Origin of the sequence: Streptomyces sp. ISL-36, assembly GCF_018614205.1 — a bacterium.
Lineage (GTDB): Bacteria > Actinomycetota > Actinomycetes > Streptomycetales > Streptomycetaceae > Streptomyces.
Map to the genome: position 1 here is coordinate 61,713 of NZ_JAGGOS010000086.1, position 16,703 is coordinate 78,415.

Sequence of the window (16,703 nt, forward strand, 5' to 3'; positions counted from 1 at the left end):
GGAGATCACCTTCTCGGGCAGTCTGCGCTGCCTGTCGTAGTCCCGCCTGTCGGAGTCTGGCGGATCACACAGTGTTTCATCCACTCCCCGGGGACTCCGTAGTTGTACTCGAGAGTCGTGGGAATGCCTGACTTCGTATTCCCGTAGTGCGGTATCACCGAGATGGACAGCTTCTTTCCGGACTTGATGGTATTTCTGATCTCCCTTTCCACGCCGTGATTGAGGTAGGGGGTGTTGGTCGCCTCATACTCAGCGACGAGGTTGCGGAGATCGATTCCGGATCCCTTCGCCGCAGCAGGAATCAGATGACCGTTCGCAGGCGTGTGGCCCTGCGCTTCGATCTCGTTCATGCCGGGCGGACGGGTGGAACTGTTGGTGTTCGTCCCTGGGTGCGTCCGGCCCTTGTTGTAATCACTCATGTCCAGGAGGCCGTAGACGCCTGTCGCCCGGCACTGATAGCTACCCTCGTGCTCGTCGTAGTAGCGCTCGCGTGGCAGGTAGACGGCGTGACCGGTCTCGCTCACGCCGGGACCGTCGTCGCACTTGTCGTCGTTGCGGTCACGCCCACCGTTCTTGCCTCCGAACACGTTCACGGGGGCCGGCAGGATCTCGACGGACTGGCCTGGAGCGAACGGGGCGGTCGGGGTCAGCATCCCCAAGGCTGCTTGGGCGCTGAATACTTGGGCCCATCCGTCGGCCAGGGTCCACGCCGCATCGGCGACAGCGGCGGCCGCGATTTCGGCGATATGCTTTGGTGCTGGAACGGGGTTCTTGCCGTTGTTGGGGTTCTGGTCGATCGGGGGCGGCGGCGGCCTGAAGGGCAAACCAGTCCGAACGCTGCATTGCCTCCTGCATCCCGGCGGAGGAGGGCCATAGGACCGGGTTCTGGTCTCGGTCCATGCCCAGCCGATGTCCGGCGTCGTCGCGACGGATCCCCTGGGAGGAGTGCCGTTTCCGCACATCCAGTGGTTACAGCTACCGGCGCCATTACCGAAGATGCTGGGTCCAGTCCACTGCTGAGACTGCGGGGGCCCATCGGGGTAAACGTGATCGAAATACCGATCCGCACTCCACGATTTCCTCAGGCCCCCGATCTTGCCCAGGATCCTGAAGAACCCTCCGAGGCCGCCCCCGCTGCTTCCCGTGTTGGGGGTTGTCCTTGTCCGCTGACCAGGCATCGGCGGTGCCGGCGCATACGCGTGTCCGGTCGGGTCCGTACCATTCAGCGGACCCGCGTTGCCGTACGTGTAGCGGTTGGCCTGGACCGAGGGGTCCGGGTCGAGCTGCCACGTGTCGCGGCTGGTGAAGCTACCCGTGCCTGGCTGGTACCAGCGGGCGGCCATGTTGACCTCGCCCGTGGAGTTGTCCGTCCAGCCCGACTGGTAGCCGAGGGACGGGTTGACGCCTGCCGAAGCGGTCACGTTCCCGAAGGCGTCGTACGCGCGGGACGCGGAGACCATGGTGGCGTCCGTGGACAGGGTGGCGACCACGTCCGTGTGCTGGTCGGTCACGGCGAGACGGGCGGAGCCCGCCGTCCCCGTCGTGGCGCCGGCGAGCAGCGTGCCTCCGGGGGTACGGCTGTAGGTCGACGTGCCGTCATTGACCAGGTTGTTGGAGCCGCCGTCGTAACCGAAGGCGTTGCCACCGCTGGTCATCACGCGATCGAGCGAGTCGTACGTGAAGGTGCTCGTGCCGTTGTTCACCGTCCGCTCGAAGGCGTCGGAGTTGATGACCCGGCTGGTGGCGCCTTCGGTGACCGCCTTGACCGTTCCGCGCGCGGAGTAGTCGAAGGTCTTCGTGCCCCAGGTCTGGACCCGGTTGCGGGAGTCGTACGTGGCGGTGACATCACCCCTCTTAGTCAGGTTGCCGGCCTTGTCCCACTCGAAGGCGGTGGTGGTACCCCCGCTGGTCTCCGAGGTCATCCGGCCGGCGAGGTCGTACGCGTACGTCCGCTCACCCGCCCCGGCGGTGCCGGTCGTGGTCTTCTTGACCAGGCGGTTTTCGAAGTCGTACGTGTAGGCCGAGCCCTGGACCACGGCTCCCGTGCCGGTCTTCTTGACACTGTCGTCCGCGAGTCGGCCCAGAGCGTCGTATGTGTACGAGCGCTTAGCGCCGATCGTCCAGGTACCTCCCGCCGCCGGGCGTGCAAACTCGTCCACGGTCGGTCGCCCGGCCGCGTCGTAGTCGCTGCGCACCTGCGTACCGGTCAGCGGATCGGTCGTCGTGTCGAGACGGCCGGCCACGTCGTAGGTGAAGGCCGTGGTGCCCGCCGGGTCCGTGCGGGAGGTCATCTGACCGTCCACGTCGTAGACGTAGGCGGACGTGCCCGAGGGGCCGTTGGCGTTCAGCAGCTGGCCGCGGTCGTTGTAGGTGTACGTGTTGCCCGCGGCCACTCCGTCGCCGCCGACGCCGGTAAGACGGCCGGCGAGGTCGTACGAGAGCGAGCGGGGACGGGTGGCCACGGCGGTGCCGGAGCCGGTCTCGGCGGTGAGGCGGCCCAGGGCGTCGTACGTCTTCTGACGCTTGACGTTGCCCGGGAGCAGCTCGGTGACGAGTTGGCCGGCTGCGTCGTAGACATTGGTCCACGTGCGGTTGGCCAGGCCCGGATGGAGCGTGGTGGACGGCTCGATCGTGGATTCGGGCAGGCTCCACGTGTTGAACGTGTAGTACGTGGCCTTGCCCCGGCCGTCGGTCAGGCGCGTGCGGTTGCCCGCCGCGTCGTAGCCGAAGGTCGTTGTGATCGAGTCCGTCGTGGTGACCGGTTCGACCTGCTTGGTCATCCGACCGAGCGCGTCGTACGTGTAGGTGCGGCGCGCGCCGGTGGCGGAGACGGCCGCAGTGACGTTTCCGTCGGCGTCGTACTCGGTCGAGACCGAGCGCAGGGCCGTCGTTCCCGTGCCGTAGTCGGTCACGGACGTCGGGTTGTCCGCGAGGTCGTACGCGGTGACCGTCTTGCGGCCGGTCGCGTCCTTGCTCTCGGTCTGGCGGCCGAGGCCGTCGTAGACGGCGCTGCTGACGCCGCCGGCAGGGTCGGTGACCGTCAGGGTCTGGCCGGCCTTGTCGTACGTCCCGGTGGTGACCCGCCCGCTGGGGGTGGTGGAAGCGATCTGGTTGCCCGCGTCGTCCCAGGTGAATGTGGAAACGAGGTTCTGGAGGGTAGGCCTGCGCTCGACCGTGGTGGCGGTGAGCTGGCGGCCCAGCTCGTCGTAGGTGGACTCGGTGCGCGCTCCTGTCGGGTCGGTCGCGGAGAGCGGCAGACCGGTCGGGGTCCAGGTGTAGGTGGAGACACCACCGCCGGAGAGGTCGGTGGACGTGCCGTCGAAGGTGGTGGCGCCCGGAGCCTGGAGGCCCTGCGCGCCGGCGACCGCCGGGTCCGTCTTCCGGATCAGGTTGCCCAGCTGGTCGTACCCGTACGAGTGGGCACGGCCGAGTGGGTCCGTGGTGGAGGCGACGTTGCCGAGTTGGTCGTACGTCGTTCGTGTGACGGCCGTGATCGGCGTCGTGGCGCCAGGTGGCGTGTAGTCGGGCAGCGTGACCGTGACGGGTCGGCCCAGCTTGTCGGTCTCCGTACGGGTCACCAGGCCGCGCGGGTCACGCTGCTCGGTGGCCTCGCCGAAGGTGTTGTAGCCGACGAGGGTCTTCGGGGTGATGGCCGTGGCCGCTTGGCCGTTCTCCTCTGCCTGCACCTGCGGCGCGGTCGTCTCGACCAGGCGGCCGAGCTCGTCGTACCGGTTGGTGCTGGTGTTGCCGCGTGGGGTGACCTGGGTCAGCGGGAGGCCCCGCTGGTCAAAGGTCGCCGAGGACACCCGGGTGGCAGTGCCGTCGGTGACGGTCGTCTTCTTGGGGTTGCCCACCGCGTCGTACTCGGTGGTCGACGTCACCTTCTTGCCTGAGGCATCGACGGACTGGGTTTGCTCGGTGATCCGGTCGTCCGCGTCGTAGGCGAACGTCGTGACGCGGTTCAGGCCGTTCGGGTCGAACACCGTGCGCGTGGTGCGCCCGGTGGCGTCGAGCGTGCTGACCGAGGTGCGGCCGCCGCTCTCGGTCTGCGAGACCGCGTTGCCCGCGCCGTCGTAGACCGTCGTCCCCAGGAGGATGTCCTTCTTGGAGCCGTTGGACTGGGTGACCTGCTTCGCCGTCGCCGAGGCCTGGAGGCCGTCGTCGTAGTAGGTGAAGGTGGTGGTGGCGCCCATGGCGTCCGTGGACGAGGCCAGGCGGCCCGCAGGGTCGTAGGCCTTCGAGGCGAGGACCAGGTCGCGGACCTGGCCGGACGGGTCGCCCGTCCAGTTCTTCAGCACGGACTCGGCCAGTTGGCCGCGCTTGGTGTACGTGTGCGTGACGACGTTGCCCGCTGGGTCCGTCGCACTGATCACGCGGCCCAGGGCGTCGTGGTCGAACGTCGACTCGTTGCCGGCCGCGTCCGTCACGCTGTCGTTGAGACCGCGCGTGTTGTACCGGTAGGTGGTGGTGCGGGTGGTGTCGCCGCCGGTGGTGTCCTCCGTGGATTCGGTGAGCAGCAGGCCGTCCGCGTCGTAAGTACGGCTGATGCGGGCGGTGTGGGTGACGCCGGTGATCTCGTTCTTCACGCCCGGGCCGGTTTCGGAGACGATCCGGGACATGGCGTTGTAGGTGTAGGTGGTCGTGACACCTGCCGGGGTGGCGTCGGAGATCTGGGTCTCGGTCAGCTTCCGGCCGATGCCGTCGTAGGTGTATGTCGTCACCACGCCGGAGGGGGCCGTCGACTTGGCCAGGTCACCGCTCGCGTAGTACGCGTACGAGGCGATGGCGCCGCCGGTGCTCCTCTTGGTGGCGACCAGGCCGGCCGGGGCCAGTCCGCCGCCCACCGCGGGCTCGGTGCCCGTGGTGTACGTGGTCGACGCGGTTCGGCCGTCGACGGAGGTGACCGTGTCGGTCAGGCCGAGCGCCGTGTACGAGGTCGCCGTCCGATAGCGGTTGTCCGCGGGTCCGGAGGAGCGGCCGTCGCGGAGGGCGATCTGCTTGCCGTTGCGCGGGTCCAGCTTGTCCGCAGGGTTGTTGTAGTACTCCGCGAAGGAGGTCCAGCAGGAGTTGGCGTCCCGGCAGGTTGTGGTCGAGACGGTGTTGCCGTGCTCGTCGTGACCGGTGATGGTCGCGTGACCGTTGGGGTCCGTGACCGTGTGCAGGTAGCCGCCGGTGTCGTACGCGTACGTGGTGACACCGCCGTCCGCGTTCGTCGAGGCCGTACGGCGCTGGCCGCGGATCGCGTCGAACGTGCTGGACGTCTTCGCGCCCGTCGGGTCGGTGACCGTCACCGTCGCGGACAGGGACGAGCCCGAGGCCTGAGTGCGGGCGCCGTAGTGCCTGGCGACCTGCTCTGCGGTGAGGGTCCGCGGGTAGACGGCGACCTCGTCGATCTGACCGGTGAAGTAGACGACGCCGTTTCCGGGCGATGCGGGCCAGTAGTTGGTGTAGCCGGCTCCGATGTACGTGAGCTTGTTCGTTTCGTGCGTGACCGGCGCGTTGCTGGCCTGGGCCACCTGGGCGCCGTCGAGGTACAGCGTCTGGGTTCCGCCCAGGGCCGTCACCACCGCGTGGTGCCACTCGTTGTCCGTCACCGTGTTCGGCGACGTGTTGGTCGCGCCGACGCCGCGGGTGAAGTACTGGCCGTGGAGCTTGTTGTCCGAGCCGACGTACAGGACGGGTGCGTAGCTGAGAGCGTCAGGGAGCGGTCGCTCCTGGTCGCTGAAGAGCACACCCGGCTTGGTGGTCTTGAACCAGAGCTCGACCGACAGGTCGGTGTTGGAGAGGTGACCGCCGGCGAGTTCGGCGTACCCGTCACCTGAGAACTCGGCGGCGGAACCGTCGCCGGTGCCGAATGCGCCGGGCTTGCCCAGCGTCGCCTTGGTGTAGGTGCCGTTGGCGCCGGCTGCTGCGACCTTGTTCCTAACGGTCGTACCGCCGGACTCGTCCAGCTGCCAGTAGCCGGCCGGCGCGTCGGCCATCACCACGCCCTCGTACTGGGCTCCGTTTCCGGAGACCAGACGGTTGCGGGCCTTGAAGTGGTCCGCGACGGTCTGGGCGTCCAGCTCCTTGGAGTAGAACGCGGCCTCGTCGAGCTGCCCACTGAAGTAGCGGGTCGCCGGCGCCTGGCTGTCCCAGGCCTCGCTGGAGTAACCCGCGCCGAGATAGGCGTAGTTCAGGGTCTCCGGCTTGACCGCACCGGCCTGCGAGCCCAGCTTCACGCCGTCCAGGTACAGGGACTGACTGGTGGGGCCGCCGGTGAGGACGGCCTGGTGCCACTTGTTGTCGGTGACCTTGGTGCCGCCCATGACGGGCCAGCCCGCGGAGGGACCGGTCCAGAAGTGGCCGCGCAGCTTGCCCTCCGCGTCGATGACCAGACTGGGGTTCCACATCTGCGGATTGGTGCCCAGCTCGGTGTTCTGCAGGGCGAGCAGGACGCCGCTCGGCTTGTCCGTGCGGAACCACATCTCCACAGAGAGGGAGGTGGCACCCGCGATCGACTCGCTCGGCACGGAGATCGCACCCTTGGTGCCGTCGAGGGTGACGGCACCGTCGTCGCCGTCGAGGAAGGCGCCTACGCCGCCGAGGGCGACGCCGTCGCGGTACGAGCCGTTGCCGCCGCCGGATATCTCATCCGCCGCCGACGCGCCGCTGCTGTCGCCGAACCGCCAGTAGTTCACCGGGCCCGAAGCACGCACCGCATCGCTGTACGCCTGCGAGCCTGCGGCGTAGCGGGGCTCGGAGATCTGCCACAGGCCACCGTTCTCGTCGGTGACCTTCGTCGCGCGGCCGGTGTCACCGTCGTATTCGACCGTCGCGGCCACCCGGCCTGACGGCAGGGTGGACCTGGTCAGCTTCGACGATCCCGTACGGGCCTCGAAGCGGGCGCGGATCGCGCCGGCGTCGAGCGCCCGGTGGTAGACCGCGACCTCGTCCATGGAACCGGTGAAGCGGCGTACCCCGGCGGGGCCGCCGTCCCAGCTGGAGTTGGAGTAGCCGGCGCCCAGGTAGGTGAAGGTCTTTCCGTGGTGGTCGACCACGCCGGGTATGGAGCCGAGGCGGGCGCCGTCGAGATAGAGGATCTGTTCGGTGCCCGTGGTGGTCAGGACGGCGTGGTGCCACGTGTTGTCGGTGACCGTGCCGGGGGAGGTGACCGGGGTTGTCCCGGTGTCCCTGAGCTCGAAACCGCCGTGCAGCTTGCCCGCCTGGTTGATGCCCAGGACCGGGTTCCACCAGTTCGGCTGGCCCTCGGAAAGCTGCTTGTCCTGGAAGCCGACGAGCGTCCCCGGCTTGTCCGTCTTGAACCACAGTTCGACCGACAGGACAGTAGAGGCGGACAGGGCGGTGCCCGGCAGCTCCACGGAGGAGTTGGTGCCGTTGAACGAAGCCGCCCTGTTGCCGGTGGCGCCCAGAGCGCCCACAGACCCGAGGGTGACGTCACGGTAGTGGCCGGCGTTCATGCCCGTACGGGAGACCGCCTCGCTGGCCGCGGACTCGCCCTCCGCCTCGTTCAGCCGCCAGTACCCGACCGGGCCCGCGTCCTGCACGATGCCGCGGTAGTACGAACCCGCCGTGTACTCGTACGTCGAGCACGCCGTGGTCGACGACGGCGGGCACACCTTGACCAGACGGTCACCGTCGTAGGTGTACGACCAGGTGAGCGCCGGAGCGATCGGACCGACGGCGTCCGTGGACACCGAGGCGACATGCGCGCCCGCCCACGTGAAAGACAGAGCCCGCTTCGACAGCGCGTCCGTGGCCTTGGTCAGCTTGCCTGAGGTGTACGTGAGGAGCTGCTCGCGCCCATGACCGTCCTTGACCTTGGTCAGACGGCCCGTCGCGTCGAAGGTGTGGACCGCAGCCGCCGCATCGCGTAGCGTCCACCCGCCGCCGGCGACGGCGGTGAGCACGCCCACCGAACCGGACGGCGCGCTGTACGTGCCGTCCGCGTTGCGGCCGAAGCGAACCTGGCTGCCGCTGTCGAGCGTGACGACGACGCTGCCGTCCGGCTCGGCTACGGCCCTCATGTCCCAGCGGGTCGCCCATCCAGTACCGAAGGCATTGCCGGTGCGCGGGTCCTGCGAGTTGTAGGTTCGGCTGACCGCCAGTGCGGGGCCGACCGTGGGCACGGCCGCGTCCGTGGCGGCGGTGACGTAGTTGCCGGACCTCTCGCCGAAGCTCCGGCCACCGTCGGCACCGCCCAGGTGGGAGGTGATCACGGGCTGCGGGACCTGGGTGGTCAGGATCGACGGGGCGGTCCGGGCGGACTGGTCCTTGCCGTCGTTGGCGTACGCGTACCAGGCGTAGGTCTTGGCCCAGTTGAGCCAGCCGCTCGGCACCGTCCAGCTCTCGGAGGGAGCGTGGGTGTTGCCGCGGCAGTTCTTCCTGGTGTCCTGTCCTTCGACCTCACAGACCTCGAACTGGTAGGTCAGCGCGCTCGGCGACTTGTCCTGGTCGGTGGCCGAGGCCCACAGGGTCGGGGTGAGGGTGTCGACGACCGTGCCGCTCGGCGGAGCCGCAGCGGTGAGGTACGGCGGGACGTTGACCGCGTCGAACCGGACGGCCGGGCCCGGGACTCCGTCGTCGACGAAGCTCCGCACCCCGAACTCGTCCATGGTCCACTGGATCGTGTAGGTGCCGGGCGCCAGCGGAGCGATCTTCGCATCGACGGTGGCTGAGGCGCCGGGGGCGACGTCGTAGGGCATGGGCGTCCACCGGATCTTGCTCCAGTAGTCGCCGCCCACCTTGTTGCCATTGGCGTCGAACAGGTCGTAACGCAGCTTGTAGTTGCTGTCCTTGCCCCAGGTCTGCTGACCCTGGTTGGTCACGGTGACCTTGAAGGTGCCCTCACTGGTGGCCGTCGGAGGCTGGACGAAACCACCGAGGCCGTACGTGGCACCGTACTTCGACCAGGTCACGTCCAGGCTTGGCTTGCCACCGGGGTAGTCGTCGGAGCCGAACGTCTTCCAGCTCCTGGAGTCATCCGTGGCGGCCTTCACGGCCAGGCCGTAGTTGGCCTTGCGGCCGTGCGTCCAGTCGTCGACCAACCGACGGCCGGACTCGCCGAGTGGGATCGCCTCCCAGGCAGGGGCGCAGGACCAGCTGGTCGTTCCGGCCGGCCGCCAGGCGTGAGCGAACGACTTGGAGCCGAGCGCGCCGCCGGTCGCCGGACCGGGGTATGAGGACGTCGTGCTCTCGGACCAGTTCGAGGTGATCTCGTGGACCGTGACCGGACGTGCCGTGCACGAGTACGACCAGGTGTTGTAGAGCGCCAAGTTCGCGTTGATCACGTACGCGTTCTTGAGCGTCGTGTCCAGACCGCTGAACTTCAGGAAGCCGGCCGCCTTGTGGCCGCCCGCATCGTAGGTACCGACCTTGATGTTGGTGTCGCTGGCGAAGTTCTGGTTGTACGGAGACTCGACGTACGTGCCGGAAGCCGCCTCCAGGCCGGTCGCAGAAGGATCGACCTTGACCGGGAAGACACGCTCGGGGGCCGACAGCCACTTCTGGTCCAGCTTCACGACCAGGACCTGACGTGAGCCTTCCTTGGCTATGTCATACGTGACACCGGAGGAGATGACGCCCTCGTTGGAGTTGGGCGCCTTCTTGGAGTCCTCCATCCAGCCGGCCGGCATCCAGGCCTGCCTTCGGCCTCTCCCATCAGTGAAGTCGATGCCGCCGTGGCCGTCGAGCTTGGCAGTGAGTCCCTTCAGGGCGAGCGGGAAGCGCCACTCGGCCGGCGCGCTGCGGTCCTTGAGGATCAGCGTCTCCTTGACGGAGTCACTGCCGGCTATCAGCTCCACGTCCGCGGAGCGGCGGACGTCTGGGTACGTGATGACACTGCCGTTCACGCGGCCCTGTGACCGGGCCGCACCCTCGATCGAGTAGCCGATCTCGTTGGTGTCGCCGACGCCCAGGCGCACGAGCGTGTCCGCGTCCGCGAACTCGGAGAAGGACACCTTGTCCTCGGTGGACCGGGCCTGCCAGCCGGCTTCCGACGTGCTCACCGAGTCGGGGCTCTTCGCCAGCCTGGTGTCGATGACCTTCCACTTGCCGTCGTCGAGGAAGTTGACCGGCTCGTTGTAGAAGCGGGTGGTGAAGGTGCCGTCCTCGTTGAGGAAGGTGCGCCCGCGCTCTGTGCGCTTACCCGCGATTTCGGAACTGGTCTTGGCGTCGAAGCCCTTGGGCGTATCCCGACGCGGCGTCGCGACCTTGCGGAACGGAAGTGCTCCGGCCTGCTTGTTTCCGTTTCCCAGCTTCAGCCGGGTGGTGCCGGAGTCCGGCGGCAGTTCGCCGAGGGCTTTGAGGGCGCCGCTGCGGCCGCCGGACGCGTTGGCGTCCGTCGCGTCGCCGGAGGCGCTGTGGCTGCGACCGTCGGCCGACCCCCAGCGCTGGTCGGGTCTGGCTCCTGGGCCGGATCTGGCGGCGGTCGACTGGCCGACCGCCAGCGCTGCCTGTTCTGTGCCCGCGAGCACAGTCATGGTGATCGCCATGGATATGACGAGTGGACGGGTGAAACGCACCTATTGCTCCCCCACATGGATGATTAGCGGGGTAGTCCTATCTGGATTCACAGGTAACGCACAACTGCCGGCCGCCCTCCGAGGAGACCGGTCCGCACAGGTAGCGCGATCAAGTCGCTTATGTCCCCCTGAACGTTGCCGAACTCGCCGCCGCCAGACATTACTTTCGTGACGGAAGTCACGGTCGGCCCCCCGACAGGCCTTGAACACGCCCTTTCCGCTGCCCAGTTCCTGAAGGACTGTGGCGGAACTGGAGAGCATCCGGCTTCGGCTGGCTACCGCCGGGCCTGGCTTTTCGATCCGGGAGTCTTGGAAGAGCTTCGGAGAGCAGACCTGGACGGAATCCCGCTGGGGCAGGCCGCAGGACGGCTCCCAGGATTACCCGAGCCGTAGGTTCGAGCCGCGATCCATCACCTGCTGTGGACCCACGTCCTGCACACGGATCTCACCGCTCCCCTCTCTCCTTCTGGGGTGTTGAGGAGGTCGGCGTGAACGGTGCTGGAGCCCGCGTTGGAGTCGGTACGCATTTCCGATACGACGGGGAGACCGTCGAGGTGGTCGAGATGACCGCGACAACGGCCGGCAACGAGGTTGTCTTCAAGGACGGCCGGGGGCGTGTCCTGCGGCTGACACTGAAGGAACTGCTGTTTTCCGACCGCGCGGAGGTGATCCCAGATCAACCTGGTCCGGCGGCTGGCGGCGTGGAGGAGATCGCCTCGGTGGTTTTGAGCCAGTTGGGTGAGGACGGCCGGTGCAAGGTCCTGGAGCGCGCTGGGCACATCCGTGAGGTTCTGACGGGTTTTCGCTCCGGCAGCGCCGAGCTCGCTGGTGAAGGCGAACCGCGTCCTGAATACGCACCTGACGGGCTGGCGGGACCCAAGTAAGCGGCCAAGGCTCAGGAGCTCGGGGTGTCGGTGCGCACCGTGAAGCAATGGGACGCTGACTTTCGCCGACATGGCGAGGCCGGGCTTGCCCCGAAGAAGCAGTCGCGACGGTCGCAGCCATCGGTCGACGAGCGGTGGCTTGAAACCGCGCTGGAGGTGATGGTTGAGCACACCGACCAGTCCCGTCCGTCGCGCACGCTGGTGATCGAGCGGGCCCGGGCCCGGGTGATCGCCCGGTTCGGTCCGGAAGTCGTGCCGCAGCCGAGCCGGGCGACGGCATTTCGGATGGTGGCCGAACTGGAGCGGCGGCATCCGCTGTTCCGGCTGAGTACCAAGCGGCACCGGGACATCGCCGACCGGCCGGAGGGTCCGTACGGGAAGCTCCGGCCAACGCGGCCGGGCGAGTACGTCCTGATGGACACGACCCGGCTGGACGTGTTCGGGTGTGATCCGCTGACGCTGAGGTGGGTGCAGGCCGAGCTGACGGTCGCGATGGACTGGTACACCCGCTGCATCACCGGGATCCGGCTCACTCCGGTGTCGACGAAGGCGGCCCCTCGTCGCCCAGCGCGTCCTCGCCGCCGGCCCTGATCCCGACGCCCGCCTCTTCACGGGGCCGCGCGGCGGTCGTATCTCCACGGCCGTCCTGCGTGACGCCACGCACTGGGACGCCGTCGTCAGCAGGCTGGGGTACGAGCACCTGCGCCGCCACGACCTCCGCCACGCCGGACTCACCTGGTTCACCGACGCAGGCGTCCCGGTGCACGTCCTGCGCAAGATCGCCGGGCACGCGTCTCTCACCACCACCCAGCGGTACCTGCACCCCGACGTCCGCCAGATCACCGCAGCCGGCGCAGCGCTCACCGCCCACCTCAGCGTGCTCCGCGCACCCCGGTCCCTGCCCAGCCCGATCGTGGTCGCTCGCTGACGCGGTCAAGGCGAGTTGGTCCCCAAGTGGTCCCAAAAAACGATCAAGGGGCCGTTTCAGATCGCTCTGAAACGGCCCCTGACCTGCGACTCTTTCGAGTCGGGACGACAGGATTTGAACCTGCGACCCCTTGACCCCCAGTCAAGTGCGCTACCAAGCTGCGCCACGTCCCGATGCCCGTCCCGCCGGTTGCTTCCCGGTGGCGGCGTGCAAGAGAACATTACCTCACTCCAGGGGGGTGATCGACGCACCGGGTGTCACGGCGCGGGTGTCCCGGTGACCGGCGTCGCAGGTCGGGGGCGGGGCGGGCAGGGGAGGTCGCGATGGGCGGGTGAGAATGGGGGGGTGGACAGGACGCCGAGGGACCGGGACGAGGAAGGGCGGGCACGCAGCGCGCGGCCCCGTGACGGGCTCGGGCGGCCGTTGCCGCACGGTGCCGAGGGGGTGCCGCGGCAGCCCGAGGGGGTGGCGCGGACGCCGGACGGGACGCTCCGCGAGGCGCAGCGACTGCTGGACGCGGGGATGCCGTTCCACGCGCACGAGGTCTTCGAGGACGCCTGGAAGACCGGACCCGCCGAGGAGCGGGACCTGTGGCAGGGGCTCGCCCAGCTCGCGGTGGGGCTCACGCACGCCGCCCGGGGCAACGCGGCCGGTGGGGCCCGGCTGTTGCGGCGCGGCGCCGCACGGATCTCCGGTCAGGCCGATCCGTACGGCATCGACGTCGACGGACTCGTCCGGTGGGCGCGTGAGTTGGCGGCCCGCGCGGACGAGGTGACGGACGCGTCCGCCGAGGCGCCGCGTCTGCTGGCGTCGTAGCGGCGGTCACCAGGTCAGGTGCAGCTCCTCGGGTGACCGGTGGATCAGTGTCGGCCGCATCGCGACCTCGTGGTCCTTCGCCAGCCGCAGTCCGGGAAAGCGTCGGGTGAACAGCTCGAGGGTGAGCCGGAGTTGGGTACGGGCGAGCTGGGAGCCGGGGCATCCGTGGGCCCCGTGACCGAAGCTGACATGGCGGGTGGGTGTCGGCGGCCGGGTGATGTCGAAGACGTCGGCGTCCTCGTGGCGGGCCTCGTCACGGTTGGCGGAGCCGTACGCGACGAAGACCGTCGCGCCGGCGGGCAGTTCGGTCCCGGCGAGGATCACGGGCCGGGTGGTGGTGCGGCGGAATCCCTGGACGGCGGTGTCGTAGCGGGCTGCTTCCTCCACCGCCCCGGGTATCAGTTCGGGCCGGGCGCAGAGCAGCTCCCACTGGTCGCGGCGGCGCAGCAGATGGAACAGCGCGGTGCCGATCAGGGCGGTGGTGGTGAGGTGCCCGGCGATGAGGAAGTTCTGAAGGTTGGAGACGAGTTCGCTGCGCTGGTCGGTGGTGAGCTCGCGCGTGCCGGGTCCCAGACCGGTGTCCGGGGCCAGGGCGGCGACCATCGCGGAGCAGAGGTCGTCGCGCGGGTCGGCCCGCCGGTCGCGGGCGTAGCGGTCGAGGAGGTGCTGGAGGGCGACCACGTCCTCGGCCGCCGCGATCTGCTCCTCCTCGGGCAGCGGCCGGAAGAGGAGCTGTTCGGCGCGGTGCCCTCCGTGCACCGCGACGGGAACGTCCTCCGGCGCGAATCCGATGAGCCGGCCGATGACCGCGCCGGGGAGCCTGCGGGCGTAGGAGGACATCAACTCCGTGTGCCCGTTGGCGGCGAAGCCGTCGGCGAGGCCGGTGGCCACCTCGGCGGCGTACGGGGTGAGGGCCGCCACCCGCGCGGCGGAGAGGCCGCTGTTGATCGGGGCGCGGTGGCGGCGGTGGGCGGCGCCGTCCGTGGAGACGACGGTGGGCCGTTTGCCGAAGCCGCGCGCGAGGACACCGAAGACGGCGGCCGAGGGCATGACGTCGGGGCGCAGGGCCTGGGCGGAGGAGAAGTCGTCCGGCCGCAGCAGTACTTCGCGGACGTCGGCGTCGCGGGCGACGAGCCAGGCGTCGAGCTCGGGGACGAAGGTCAGTCCGACGGTCTGTCGCGCACGTGCGTAGAGGGGGTACGGGTCTCGCTGCAGCTCGTCGAGCCGTTTGTGACGTGCGTACTCTTTCGGGTCCACGCGGCGCCTCCGTGGCGGGAAGGTGCGGAACTCGGGCAGATGCGGATGTCCAGCAGGTACGGACATCCGGCACCTGCCGAGATCCGGCAGGTGCGGAACTCGTGCGGTCCCGGCCATGGTGACCGGCCGCGCGGGTTCCTGGCTATGCCCGGGAGGCCTTCAGCACGCGCAGGAGTACGGCGGTGTGGCCGGCGGACGGTTCCTTCGCCGCGGTCAGGAGGGTGACGGGACCCTCGGCGGCGAGGGCGCGCAGCCGGTCGAGGGCCTCGGCGGCGGCGGGTTCGGCGAGCTCGCCCTCGTACCGCCGGCAGAACTCCTCGTACTCACTGTCGGGGCCGTGGTACCAGCGGCGCAGTTCGGTGGACGGGGTGAGCGCCTTGGGCCATTCGTCGATACGGGCGTCGGTCTTGGCCAGGCCGCGCGGCCAGAGGCGGTCGACGAGTACCCGTACGCCGTCGTCGGCTGCCGGGGGCTCGTAGACGCGCCGGACGCGCACGTCGGGAGTGGGGGCGGGCATGCACCCCAGGGTGCCGGACGGGCGCGGCGGTCACACGTCGACGCGCAGGGCCGGCAGGAGCACGGAGTCGACGAAGGTGCGCATCGTCGCCGCGTCCTCGAACCGCTCCTCGAAGAGACGCTCGATGCGGAGCATCCCGAGGAAGCAGGGGGCCACGAAGCCGATCGCCGGGTTGTCCGCGTCGATCTCGCCGCGCTCCACCGCCCGCCGCAGCATCTCGTCGAGCGCGGCGACCTCCGGGTTGATGACGGTCTCGCGCAGCGCCTGGCGCAGATCGGGGTGCTGGATGTACGCCTGACTGACGGCCTCCATCAGCTCGGCGTCCCGGTCCCGGCGGGACGCGGCCATATGGGCGGCCTCCCTCAGGTCCCCGGCGAGCGTTCCGGTGTCGATGCCGGTGAAGAACGCGCAGCGCCGCTTGTCGAGGGCGGCGGTGACCAGCTGCGGCTTGGTCCCCCACTGCCGGTAGAGGGTCGCCTTGCCGCACTTGGTGCGGGCTGCGACACCCTCCATGGTCACCGCGTCGTAGCCGCCCTCACGGAGCAGGTCGATCACGGCCTCGTACAGCTCGGTCTCCCGCTCGGGCGTGATCTTGCTGCGACGGGCGGCGGCGGTCGCGGCCTGCGTGGACATCGATTCCTCCCGGTCCTCCCGGACAGCTCTCTGCACATACGAGAGTAGGGGGTGCACAATCGAGACGCAAACGTATCGAGACGCTTGCGTCTCGATGAAATCGGATCTAGGCTTCCTCCGTTTGTTGCCGATTTGACGGGAAAAAGAGGCCGCGCCATGGCTACCGGGATACGCGGGATACGTGGGACACGTCCTGCAGGACCGGGGCCGACCGCTACCCCGGAACGGCCGACCGCTACCCCGGAACAGGCGAGCGGTGACCCGGAACCGGCCACCGGCACGGGGGAACGGCCGACCGGCACCGGCGCGCGACCGGCCCTCGTGCGCGAGCTGCTGCTCGTCACCGCCCTCTTCCTCGTCTACAAGGCCGGCCGGGCGTTCGCGAACGGCCACGAGCTGCGGGCCTTCCACAACGCGGACCGGATATGGGACGCGGAACGGGCGGTGCGCCTGCCCGGCGAGGGTTCCGTCCAAGCCCTCCTGCTGCACGGCGAACCGCTCGTACGGGCCGCCAACACGTACTACGCCGCCGTGCATTTCCCGGCCACGATCGCCTTCCTCGCCTGGCTCTACTGGCGCCGGCCCGACCATTACCTCTGGTCCCGCCGGGTCCTCGCGCTCGTCACCGCCGCCGCACTCGCGCTGCATCTGCTGATGCCGCTCGCGCCGCCCCGGATGCTCGCCGCCACCGGACTCGTCGACACGGCACGGGTCTACGGCCCCTCCGTGTACGGCGCGAGCCCGCAGGGGGACTCGATGGCGAACCAGTTCGCCGCGATGCCCTCACTCCACTTCGGCTGGGCGCTGATGCTCGCCATCGGCCTCATCGCCGCCGTCCGGAGCCCCTGGCGGTGGCTGTGGCTGCTCCACCCCTTGGTGACGCTGCTGGTGATCGTCGGCACGGCCAACCACTACTGGTTCGACGCCCTTGCCGCCGCCGCCCTGCTCGCCCTCGCACTCGCCGCCGTACGGGCGCCGGGCGCCGGCCCCGCCGACGCGGTGCAGCTCCCCCGCACCACGGTGGCCGGCCCGGCGGGAGTCCTGCGATGAGCGCCCTGGACGGCACCGTGCTCGCGGTGCTCCTCTCCCTGGTCTCCGCCGCCGGATACGCCCTCGCCGCGGTCGCCCAGGCCCGGCTCGCCGCC

7 protein-coding genes, 1 tRNA gene and 2 pseudogenes are annotated in these 16,703 nt (G+C 69.3%); 5 read left to right on the top strand and 5 right to left on the bottom strand.

Going from position 1 to position 16,703, the window contains the following annotated elements:
* Window positions 1-5: 5 nt before the first annotated feature.
* Window positions 6-10,481, bottom strand: coding sequence for a LamG-like jellyroll fold domain-containing protein (locus J7E93_RS22425; protein WP_251066910.1), 10,476 nt, complete (start codon window positions 10,479-10,481; stop codon window positions 6-8).
* 596 nt (window positions 10,482-11,077) lie between these two features.
* Here J7E93_RS22425 and J7E93_RS37300 point away from each other — a divergent pair.
* The 3 genes and pseudogenes from J7E93_RS37300 to J7E93_RS22435 form a co-directional block, all read left to right on the top strand.
* On the top strand, window positions 11,078-11,407 hold the full coding sequence (locus tag J7E93_RS37300; protein WP_251066911.1) for a hypothetical protein: 330 nt from the start codon (window positions 11,078-11,080) through the stop codon (window positions 11,405-11,407).
* A gap of 21 nt (window positions 11,408-11,428) precedes the next feature.
* Window positions 11,429-11,998, top strand: a pseudogene (locus J7E93_RS37305) (helix-turn-helix domain-containing protein); the annotation flags it as partial.
* Window positions 11,958-12,335, top strand: a pseudogene (locus J7E93_RS22435) (tyrosine-type recombinase/integrase); the annotation flags it as partial. The pseudogenes J7E93_RS37305 and J7E93_RS22435, both read left to right, overlap by 41 nt.
* Window positions 12,336-12,434: 99 nt before the next feature.
* Here J7E93_RS22435 and J7E93_RS22440 read toward each other — a convergent pair.
* Window positions 12,435-12,508, bottom strand: a tRNA-Pro gene (locus J7E93_RS22440).
* A gap of 172 nt (window positions 12,509-12,680) precedes the next feature.
* On the opposite strand from J7E93_RS22440, the gene J7E93_RS37310 reads away from it, so the two are divergent.
* Window positions 12,681-13,151: a DUF309 domain-containing protein gene (locus J7E93_RS37310; RefSeq protein ID WP_215071721.1), complete on the top strand. Its 471-nt coding sequence runs from the start codon at window positions 12,681-12,683 to the stop codon at window positions 13,149-13,151.
* 6 nt (window positions 13,152-13,157) lie between these two features.
* Here the strand turns inward: J7E93_RS37310 and J7E93_RS22450 are convergent, their stop codons facing one another.
* The 3 genes from J7E93_RS22450 to J7E93_RS22460 all read right to left on the bottom strand — a co-directional run bounded on the left by J7E93_RS22450 (window position 13,158) and on the right by J7E93_RS22460 (window position 15,558).
* Window positions 13,158-14,408, bottom strand: coding sequence for a cytochrome P450 (locus J7E93_RS22450; protein WP_308368749.1), 1,251 nt, complete (start codon window positions 14,406-14,408; stop codon window positions 13,158-13,160).
* Between the two features lie 142 nt (window positions 14,409-14,550).
* Window positions 14,551-14,925: a DUF488 domain-containing protein gene (locus J7E93_RS22455; RefSeq protein WP_215071723.1), complete on the bottom strand. Its 375-nt coding sequence runs from the start codon at window positions 14,923-14,925 to the stop codon at window positions 14,551-14,553.
* 30 nt (window positions 14,926-14,955) lie between these two features.
* On the bottom strand, window positions 14,956-15,558 hold the full coding sequence (locus J7E93_RS22460) for a TetR/AcrR family transcriptional regulator (protein ID WP_215071724.1): 603 nt from the start codon (window positions 15,556-15,558) through the stop codon (window positions 14,956-14,958).
* 321 nt (window positions 15,559-15,879) lie between these two features.
* On the opposite strand from J7E93_RS22460, the gene J7E93_RS22465 reads away from it, so the two are divergent.
* Window positions 15,880-16,608, top strand: coding sequence for a phosphatase PAP2 family protein (locus tag J7E93_RS22465; protein ID WP_308368750.1), 729 nt, complete (start codon window positions 15,880-15,882; stop codon window positions 16,606-16,608).
* Window positions 16,609-16,703: the final 95 nt, after the last annotated feature.